The 2,707-nt window shown below is 66.5% G+C and carries 4 protein-coding genes; 2 read left to right on the top strand and 2 right to left on the bottom strand.

All coding sequences use genetic code 11. The annotated features are described in order from the left end of the window. A partial coding sequence (locus tag ACT84W_RS10415) for a M20/M25/M40 family metallo-hydrolase (RefSeq protein WP_444329161.1) occupies nt 1–404 on the top strand: 404 nt, incomplete at its 5' end. A 424-nt stretch (nt 405–828) separates the two neighbouring features. On the opposite strand, the gene ACT84W_RS10410 is transcribed toward ACT84W_RS10415, so the two are convergent. Next, complete coding sequence (locus ACT84W_RS10410) at nt 829–1,815, bottom strand: IS110 family transposase (protein WP_444329160.1); 987 nt, start codon at nt 1,813–1,815, stop codon at nt 829–831. Beyond that, nucleotides 1,816–1,950, bottom strand: a complete 135-nt coding sequence (locus ACT84W_RS10405) for a hypothetical protein (protein ID WP_444329159.1) — start codon at nt 1,948–1,950, stop codon at nt 1,816–1,818. 446 nt (nt 1,951–2,396) lie between these two features. Here ACT84W_RS10405 and ACT84W_RS10400 point away from each other — a divergent pair. Further along, a partial coding sequence (locus ACT84W_RS10400; RefSeq protein ID WP_444329158.1) for a substrate-binding domain-containing protein occupies nt 2,397–2,707 on the top strand: 311 nt, incomplete at its 3' end.

Genomic DNA, 2,707 nt, shown 5'->3' with positions numbered 1-2,707 from the left:
ATATCGAGCAGGTCAACGACGTGCGCTTCCCCGATAGCACGAGTGCCGATACCATCCGCGAGCAGCTCGAGCCGCTCGTGGGCCGTTTTGGCGTGACGTGCCGTGTGGGTCGTGCGAAGGTGCCGTTCTCGGTGTCTGCCGACGATCCGGCCGTGAAGGCGCTTATCGATACCTATAACGAGTTCACCGGCAAGCATGCCGAGCCCTTTGCCATGGGCGGCGGCACGTACGCGCGCAACTTTGCTCGCGCCGTCTCGTTTGGCCCCGAGGAGACCGGCCTGGAGCTGCCCGCATGGGGCGGCCAGATGCACGGCCCCAACGAGTGCGCCAACGAGGAACAGCTCAAGCAGGCGCTCAAGATCTATATTGTTGCGATCCTCCGTTTGAATGAATTAGAGCTTTAGGGTTACGCGGTTTTACCAAACCGCGTAACCAGTCGACGCTGCAAACGCCCCCAAGCGGCAATCTGACGTTCAATCGTCGGTCGCGTACAAAAGTACGCTTCCCTCCTCTTTCACGTCACCTTGCTCGCCTAGGGGCGTTTTCGCTCATATGACCCAATCCGCTGTCAAGAGCCACAATGGCCCCGCCGACCGCTTGCAATCGGTCGGCGGGGCCTGCCGTTGAACCCGTCCCGGTCCGCCCCCGGCATGTCGTCGACGCCTTCGGCTCAGTCTCATATCCGCGGATACCGCTCCGGCGGCCCGCAATCCTCTCCTTCGGCGGGGCTCCCCAAGTCTGACTACGCGCATGCGGCCGCTGCCGCGCGCCCAGCGAAAGCGGGGGTATCCCCGAAGGCTGCCCGGCTCGCCGGGACGGGGGCTATGTCTATTCGGTTGCCTCCCGGCACATCGCGCCGAGGGCCCACAGCCACCTCACGAGCTCGGCGGCGGTGGCGGCGTTCGCCTTCGCCTGGGGCATGCCCCTGGCGAGCATCTCCTCGCGCCGCCGGAGCAGGCGCTCGGACCCCTTCCTCCCGTGCATCCTCACCTCGAGCGGGACGCCGCTGCCCTTGGGCATCAGCTTCGGTTGGTGGCTCGCCTGGACGTAGCTCCAGGACCCCTCGACGGCCAGCCTCCTGACGAGGGCGTTGCCGGCCCCGCTGATCCCGCCGAGGCGCACGGAGTCCGCGCTCGACCTCTGCTTCGGGGCGAGGCCGAAGTAGGCCGTCACCTGCCTGCCGGAGCGGAACCTCGAGAAGTCGCCGACCTCGGACGCGAAGGCGGCGGCGAGCGCGAAGCCGCACCCCTTGATCGACTGGAGCGCCTCGACCTCCGCCGAGAGGGGGCCCGCCGCGACGGCGGCCCTGTACTCGGCGAGGAGGTCGTCGCGCGTCTCGGCGGCCGCCTCGACCTCGCTCCTCAGCGCCGCAAGCGCCCGGATGCCGCCGTCGTCGGCGGGCCGGACCTTGTCGAGCCACCTGAGGAAGTCGTACGTCCAGTACCTCCGGGGGTTTCCGGCCGGCGTCGTGCCGCCGTAGGCGTAGCCCCGGCGGGCCAGGAACGCCAGGAGCCGCTGCTTCGCCGCCGCGAGCCTCGCGGTCGCCGCGTCGTGGGCCCCGGCGAGGTCCCTGAGCCCCTCGATCTCGGGGGACGGCACCCATACCGGGGTGACGTCGTGCGACAGTATCGCCTTGGCCATCCTGGCCGCGTCGTTGCGGTCGTTCTTGGACGAGAGGTCTGCCGCCGACCTCGGGACCCTGGAGACGGCCGCGACGACGCAGTCGACGCCGAGCGCGGAGAGCTCCCTCTGCGGGGCGAAGCCGAGGTAGCCGCTCTCGTAGGCGGCGAGCGACGGGCCGGGGAAGCCCGACATTCACTCTGCGACCTCGCCCCAGGGGTTGCCGCGGAACCTCCTCGTCACGGCCTCGCCCGTCTCCGCGTCGAGCGCGCAGACGGTGGTGGACCTGAGGTGTACGTCCATTCCGAAGGCGGTAGAATATCTAGGCACGGGAGCCTCCCAACCTCGTTGCGGCGCGGCTGCGCCTCTGGCACTTCAACAACATTGTCGCAGCCCCGACCCGCGGTCACGAGCGGGGGCTCCTGTCGTTTCCGTGCCCCTGGATTGGGTCATAGTGTCTGACTTATGCTCAACCTGCGGGGTTTCCAAGGTAGTCCTTGGGGACGTTCTTAAATGACTAGTCAAACAAGAACGTCCCCAACGACTAGTCGTTTAAGAACGTCCCCAACAACTACCTTCCTCTGGTGTAAAAGGTGCGCCATGTTCGGCGCTGGATTGTTATTCGTTTGTAAAGGCCGTGCTGCGCTTGCGGTAAGGGTCTATCAGATGCCCGTAAAAAACCGCAGTTGGCGCGGGCACTGCCCGATCGAGGCCGTATCTTTCCAAACAGCAAAGCGGGCAGGGTGCCCGCGAATCGCATGTATGAAAGGAAGATCATGCTCGATCAGGCTTATTCTCGTCGTCAGTTCCTCGGCCTCGCTGGTGGTCTTGCCAGCATCGTCGGTCTCGGTCTCGTTGGGTGCGGCGGCTCCGGCGCATCCGATGCCGCCGACAAGGGTAGCGCCGCTGCTGCCGAGTCCGTCTCCGGCGAGGTGACCTACGACGGTGCCTCTTCGTTCCAGGCTCTCGTCGAGGCCGCTGCCGAGAAGTTCATGGACGCCAACCCCGATGTCTCCGTCTCCGGCTCGGGTAACGGTTCGGGCAAGGGCCTGACCGCTGTCGCCGCCGGCACCGTCACCATCGGCAA

It is taken from the genome of Paratractidigestivibacter sp. (assembly GCF_052362415.1).
Taxonomy (GTDB): Bacteria; Actinomycetota; Coriobacteriia; order Coriobacteriales; family Atopobiaceae; genus Paratractidigestivibacter.
The sequence above is the reverse complement of the archived record's forward strand: the minus strand, read 5'-3'. Positions and strand labels throughout refer to the sequence as shown.

Coding starts and splice junctions, on each gene's coding strand:
- ACT84W_RS10410 (WP_444329160.1), bottom strand. CDS start 1,815: ATGTCGGGCTTCCCCGGCCCGTCGCTCGCCGCCTACGAGAGCGGCTAC.